The organism is Paenibacillus plantarum (assembly GCF_013141695.1).
GTDB classification, from domain to species: Bacteria; Bacillota; Bacilli; order Paenibacillales; family NBRC-103111; genus Paenibacillus_E; species Paenibacillus_E plantarum.
The window spans coordinates 1-5,800 of sequence record NZ_WHNY01000086.1; the positions used below are offsets into that span (position 1 = coordinate 1).

At 43.7% G+C, this 5,800-nt stretch carries 8 protein-coding genes and 7 tRNA genes; 1 reads left to right on the plus strand and 14 read right to left on the minus strand.

The window, feature by feature from the left end; translation table 11 throughout:
- Positions 1 to 156: 156 nt before the first annotated feature.
- From GC096_RS34485 to GC096_RS34495, 3 genes are all read right to left on the minus strand, one after another.
- Positions 157 to 1,224, minus strand: a complete 1,068-nt coding sequence (locus tag GC096_RS34485) for an FUSC family protein (protein ID WP_171637065.1) — start codon at positions 1,222 to 1,224, stop codon at positions 157 to 159.
- A gap of 129 nt (positions 1,225 to 1,353) precedes the next feature.
- Positions 1,354 to 1,551 carry a DUF3934 family protein gene (locus tag GC096_RS34490; protein WP_171637067.1) on the minus strand — a complete coding sequence of 66 codons (198 nt, stop codon included), beginning with the start codon at positions 1,549 to 1,551 and terminating at the stop codon, positions 1,354 to 1,356.
- A gap of 25 nt (positions 1,552 to 1,576) precedes the next feature.
- On the minus strand, positions 1,577 to 2,020 hold the full coding sequence (locus GC096_RS34495; protein WP_171637069.1) for a HEAT repeat domain-containing protein: 444 nt from the start codon (positions 2,018 to 2,020) through the stop codon (positions 1,577 to 1,579).
- A 185-nt stretch (positions 2,021 to 2,205) separates the two neighbouring features.
- On the opposite strand from GC096_RS34495, the gene GC096_RS34500 reads away from it, so the two are divergent.
- The gene (locus tag GC096_RS34500) at positions 2,206 to 2,595 is read left to right on the plus strand and encodes a helix-turn-helix domain-containing protein (protein ID WP_171637071.1); all 390 of its coding nucleotides are present in this window, start codon (positions 2,206 to 2,208) and stop codon (positions 2,593 to 2,595) included.
- 90 nt (positions 2,596 to 2,685) lie between these two features.
- Here the strand turns inward: GC096_RS34500 and GC096_RS34505 are convergent, their stop codons facing one another.
- The 11 genes from GC096_RS34505 to GC096_RS34555 form a co-directional block, all read right to left on the minus strand.
- Positions 2,686 to 2,871: a hypothetical protein gene (locus tag GC096_RS34505; protein ID WP_171637073.1), complete on the minus strand. Its 186-nt coding sequence runs from the start codon at positions 2,869 to 2,871 to the stop codon at positions 2,686 to 2,688.
- Between the two features lie 104 nt (positions 2,872 to 2,975).
- On the minus strand, positions 2,976 to 3,641 hold the full coding sequence (gene tenA / locus GC096_RS34510; RefSeq protein WP_171637075.1) for a thiaminase II: 666 nt from the start codon (positions 3,639 to 3,641) through the stop codon (positions 2,976 to 2,978).
- Positions 3,642 to 3,839: 198 nt separating this feature from the next.
- Entirely contained in the window at positions 3,840 to 4,433 is a 594-nt protein-coding gene (locus GC096_RS34515; RefSeq protein WP_246303184.1) for a thioredoxin family protein, read from the minus strand.
- 21 nt (positions 4,434 to 4,454) lie between these two features.
- Positions 4,455 to 4,877: a VOC family protein gene (locus GC096_RS34520; protein ID WP_171637077.1), complete on the minus strand. Its 423-nt coding sequence runs from the start codon at positions 4,875 to 4,877 to the stop codon at positions 4,455 to 4,457.
- Positions 4,878 to 5,086: 209 nt separating this feature from the next.
- Positions 5,087 to 5,160: transfer RNA gene (locus tag GC096_RS34525), tRNA-Pro, on the minus strand.
- Positions 5,161 to 5,169: 9 nt separating this feature from the next.
- Positions 5,170 to 5,241 (minus strand) — tRNA-Gly (locus GC096_RS34530).
- A gap of 42 nt (positions 5,242 to 5,283) precedes the next feature.
- A tRNA-Leu gene (locus GC096_RS34535) sits at positions 5,284 to 5,363 on the minus strand.
- Positions 5,364 to 5,436: 73 nt separating this feature from the next.
- A tRNA-Lys gene (locus tag GC096_RS34540) sits at positions 5,437 to 5,512 on the minus strand.
- Positions 5,513 to 5,528: 16 nt separating this feature from the next.
- Positions 5,529 to 5,603, minus strand: a tRNA-Gln gene (locus GC096_RS34545).
- A 12-nt stretch (positions 5,604 to 5,615) separates the two neighbouring features.
- Positions 5,616 to 5,689: transfer RNA gene (locus tag GC096_RS34550), tRNA-Trp, on the minus strand.
- A 12-nt stretch (positions 5,690 to 5,701) separates the two neighbouring features.
- Positions 5,702 to 5,783 (minus strand) — tRNA-Tyr (locus tag GC096_RS34555).
- Between the last annotated feature and the right edge of the window lie 17 nt (positions 5,784 to 5,800).

Genomic DNA, 5,800 nt, shown 5'->3' on the forward strand with positions numbered 1-5,800 from the left:
TTGATTTTTCATTTGCAAGCTTTATTTTATTTCATCCATTCGTGAAGATATTCAACACGTTCAGACTCCATGGTTTGTGCTTGTTCATGCTTGTCCTGTTCGGAGCAAGAAACATAATATAGCACAAACCATTTCGTAATGCAAACTTAATCTGAACTATTTCAGTCGAATACTTTTGAGCAAAATTTCAAGAGGTTCCCTCTCTTCCGTCTCCCCTCGATGATCATGCTCCACAAGCTTATCCAAACGCGCGATCTGATGACCATAGTCATACATGGCTGCTGCCACAATGGAGAGTCGAAGCATACCGCTTGGTTGTTCGCTATAACGTGCAAGGAGATCGATCATAAACTGTTCGTTCTCCGCTTCGATTTCCAAACTATCCGAGCTCGTATCCTTCAGCTTATCATCGTACTTCAAGAGGACATGCTCGTGGTACTTAATCAATTTCTCCATATGATCGTCAAAACATACATCCGTTTCCGCGCTTGGGGAAGCCTGAAAATAATGCTCATCTACAGCTTCCAATACCTCAAGCCCTTTGGACATGACAAGCAGCTTCTGCTTGTACACGACGAGTTCGCGGATCCTTTTGGAGCCGCTGCCCTTCATCTTCTTAATTTCTTCTTCCATAAGTCTATATTTCTCAGATAATGACTTTAGGCTATTGCGAAGACTTTCCTTCTCCTCACGAAACACCGTTTCCTTGATCTCATTCGAAATCACCGTGCGAAGGAGCAGTGACATTTTGCTGAAAATAGATCCGATCTGCGCTGCGAATTGTTCCTTAGGCTTAGGTGGGAAGAATAAGACATTCACCACGAAGGCACATCCGATCCCAATCAAGCTAAGCAACAGCCGATTAACCGCAAATCGCCACTCCCCCGACGCCTCCATCACCGCCACAACGGTTACTAGGGTAAGACCTATCGTTTCTTCCATCCGTAAACGTAAACTTAGAATGATAACAATAATACATACAATGCCGATGGCAATCACATTTTGCGAAAAGAACATCCCCGCCAACAGCGCGAAAACCGCACCAATAATATTGGTCTGCAACTGATCTAAGAAATAACGCCAAGAGCGATAAATCGAAGGCTGCATCGCAAAGATCGCCGCAACCGCCGCAATGACTGGTGGCGTGAATTCGAGCCAAGCACTTATGTATAATGCTAATGCAACAGCGATGCCTGTTTTCCACACGCGTGCCCCAAATACCATGACTCTCACCTCATCCAAAATATCCTACATCTATCTTACACAGGTCATGTGATGGATGCAAAATAGCTGATTCAACAAATAAACCACCCCCAGCAAGATGCCGAAGGTGGTTCGTTGCTTAGCAATTTGCTAAGCTTTGGTGCTCTTGGTACTCGAAGAACTCGCAGTACTTGAAGTCCCCGCAGCCTTGGCCGCGATTGCAGCGGCTTTCAAACCTTTACTCTTATAGGGTTTCGGGGCACTCTTCGCCCGGTTCTCACTTGCTTTCCACCGGTTCCAGCCTTTGCTGTCAGTACCTCTACCTGTTCCACCTTTACCCTTAGCCATAAACTCACTCCATACGTGTTGCTTCTTATTTATTCGTTAATAAACCCGACCATGTCGATTCTAGCCATTGATCGAAATCAGAGCCTTTGTCACCTTCGTACGTGTCATAAACATCACTTCTCATTTTCTGCAGCTTTTCCTTGAAAGCCTCATACGTATGACCTTCTGGCAAGCTCTTCTTGATACGAAGTAAAATTTTACCTAAGCCTTTAATTAAGTCACCTTTTTTACGAGGGGGAAGTTGCACATCCTCACCTAAAAGTTTGAGCTTACGGTAAGCTGTCTCCTGTATCGCATACACGGTATCATTGGCCATTAGACGTTTAAGAATATGAACCGATTGTTGATCGCCATGTTCACCTAATGCTTCAACAGCAGAAAGACGCTCCCTCCAATTGGATGTACGATTCGCTGCTTTTTTCAACTCTTCAAAATCGGTAGGTAACTCATTGTGTATTTCAATATTCAACTGATTCAAGCTCCTTCTGTGGCTATATGTGTTAGATGTTACACTTTTTTGGGGCTGAGCGCCAACTTTTTCATATGTTTAGATTATGGAAGTACCATTTAAACAGGATTTTTCATATTAAATCACCATATATAGGTATCTCCTTTTGGGTTCGAATTCAATAACCTCAACTTGAGGTGAATGAGATGTCCGATTTCCTAAGGCTCGTTGGTGAGCGATTACGTATGATTAGAAAGCTTAAGGGATATACACAGGATCAGCTTGCTGAAAAAACAGGCAAAGTCGGTATGAGCAAATCGCATATATCGGATATTGAACGAGGCCAAAGGAACATTTCATTGACCACGTTGGAAACGCTAATGAATGCGTTAGACATCGACCCGAGCGAGTTGTTTAATTTTCAAAAACTTGACGGTGTAGATGGCATCCATGAAAAGAAATTGATTATTGATATTCACAAAAGCATGCTTATGGAACGCGGGCTTGATGAAGTTCAATATATTGTCAGGACGGCGAGTGATTTCCTAGGAACGTTAGATGCTAAGGAAGCTAATAGACGAAGCAAGAAAGACTAACGCAAATACAAAAAAGCAACGAGCAGCTCGCACGTAGCGAATGACTCGTTGCTTTTCTTTTCCCCTTTTTAGCCGGAATTCCTAATGAATTTAACTCACTACAACCCCCCTACAATACTTACACACTGGCGCATCAATAGCGATTTCCTCGTTGCAGTAAGAGCAGGGCTTGTGCGTTTTCACTTCAGCAGGCGCTTTGGATTTACTTCTTCTTACACTCATGATGACTAGCGCACCAACGACCACGACAATCACAGCCAAAATCCAATAAATCATACGAAACACCTCCCAGTTGATAACCAACTTTTGATGATTTCCGTATATGTATATTCGTTCTATTGACTCTTATGAATGCGTTTCATTGGCACTTGTGTCAGAAATTACAGCCACATCTGTTGTTGGTACGACATTTCCCAGAACAACGTTTCGTAGCGAGTCGTATTCAAAAAAATAGTTTCTAATCGCGCTAATTCACTTTCCGATTTCCCTAAGGCTAGTCGATCCATTAAATTAATGCACCATTGTGCATGTTTACCGAACTCCTCTGAGCTGTATCCTCTTACCCATTCACCATAGTCAGGATGATCCACTGCACCTGGGAACTCCTTCAACATACGGCCGATCTCCCAGTAACTCCACATACAAGGGAGCAATGCTGCTGTTAACTCCGCTAATCCGCCATTCTGTGCTACATGCAACATGTAATGCGAATACGCGAGTGTAATTGGTGAAGGTTCTGCCTGCTCCAATTCTTCCTTGGTGATACCAAAGCGAGCTGCGTAGGAACGATGAATGCCCATTTCTTCATGCAAAATATTACTTAAAGACGCTGAGAATTCACTCATCGTAGTAAGATCTGGAGCCTTTATAGCTCCTAATGCAAACAATTTGGCGTAATCAATTAAATATAAATAGTCTTGAATCAAGTAGAACCTGAATTTATTACGGTCTAGGGTTCCTCGGCCTAATTCTTGAACAAAGGGATGCTGCTGGGTTTGGCGCCATTCGTGCTGATATTTCTGGACTAAGTGCTGTGTAAAAGACATTTTGTTCTCCTTTGGTATGTGATTGCATAATGAATAGATGAGTGAGTTACAGTTAGTAGATTTGGTGAACTCTACTATTTTACCATATTTTAACTTAACTACTAGTAATGAATAAATAGAACGCAAAAAAATGAACCCCCACGGTATGGAGGCTCATTGCTTTCAATTTTGCGAGATATGTACACGAACAGAAGTGTGCTATACCAAGTCACACGCATCAGCAGGCATCCAATGCGCATCCTTACCGTCCCATTTCACATTACAGCCAAGTGGGTTCGTCAAAGGTAACGTAATCGCTCCACCAGAGGTCAGCTCCTCTAACGCGATATCTAAATTATTGATTGTGATTTTTGACGCATCCTTAGGATTATCTACGCCACGTCCCGTATAAACTAATCTACGATTTTCATCAAAGACATAAAAATGCGGTGTTCTTAGTGCACCATAGGCTAATGCCGTTTCTTGGGTTTCGTCTCTCAGATACGTCCATGGATATTGGTGCTCCTCCATGTGCGATACCATATGATCAAAGGAATCTTCTGGCTTCGTGTTCACGCTGTTGGCGTTGATACCAACGAACTGTACCCCTTTATCTTTATACCGATTGGCAGTTTCGCGTGTTACTTCATTAGAACCAATTACATAAGGGCAATGGTTGCAAGTAAAAAAAATAACGAGCGTTTTCGCATCGCTGAAATCCTTCAACGCGTATGTCTGTCCATCCGTAGCTGGTAATGAAAAATCAGGTGCTTCATCTCCGAGCGATAAAGTAAAGGTAAAAGCCATGTTCATGCCCCTCTCATCCCTGAAATGTTATAGTTGGTTCTCCCCAGTGCTTTGGAAAAACTCAATGATTTCTCCGTTTAGTCCTTTGATAAATGCAATACGCACTGGTGTTGGCGGGTTCACGCCTAGAATCACATCTTTCGGTTCTACCGTCACGATAGCTCCGGCAGCAACTGCTGCTGCAACTGCTCCATCTACATCATTACTGCGTAAAGCAACATGAAAGAAATAGCCTTCTGGAATTTGCTCACCTGTTCCTCCAGCAAAAACCTCCATATAATTCCCATCGCCAGAGTCTAACAGGACCGCGCGCTTATTCCCTTCGCCCCAGTTATTCTTCTCTACAAATCCTAAACCTTCTGTATAAAACTTGACTGTTGCGTCAAAATCATTCGCTCTGAGTGCAACGTGATGAAAACCGCCGCCGCCTATTTTTGCATTCGTACCCACTTACTTTAGCCTCCTTAGAATTCTCACTTTTACTTCAATTCCAGTATACTCGAACAGGCGTGGTTAGAAAATGAGTTACATCGAGGTAACTAAGTAACCAGGGGTAACTCTAGGTTAAGTAAGATTGATTGCAACACTTTGGTCAAAACAAAATGATCAAAACAAAAAACCACAATCCTTCATCTCTTGATGAAGAACTGTGGTTGATATCGGGACGACACGATTTGAACATGCGACCCCCTGCTCCCAAAGCAGGTGCTCTACCAAGCTGAGCTACGTCCCGAAGATAAAAAGCGGAAGACGGGGATCGAACCCGCGACCCTCGCCTTGGCAAGGCGATGCTCTACCGCTGAGCCACTTCCGCATAGGGGTCCCTAAGCTGCTTGATGCAACCTAGGGACGATGATGCGCGTAGAGGGACTTGAACCCCCACGGTCGCCCGCTAGATCCTAAGTCTAGTGCGTCTGCCAATTCCGCCATACGCGCATGATTGATGATGGGGTCCCGAAAAGTAATCGGAATTCCCTTCGAAGCTATCACTTCACTTTTTGGGGTAAAGTGGTGAGTCATGTAGGATTCGAACCTACGACACCCTGATTAAAAGTCAGGTGCTCTACCAACTGAGCTAATGACTCATATGTTGTGAAAAAATGGCTGGGGATCAAGGATTTGAACCTTGGCATGACGGAGTCAAAGTCCGTTGCCTTACCGCTTGGCTAATCCCCAATGATGTTGTAATGGCAGGGGCAGCAGGAATTGAACCCACACCAAAGGTTTTGGAGACCTTTGTTCTACCCTTAAACTATGCCCCTAAATAAGGTGTATGGAGGCTGATGGATTCGAACCACCGAACTCGAAGAGAGCAGATTTACAGTCTGCCGTGTTTAGCCACTTCACTAAGCCTCCATAAAGGCAAATCATAC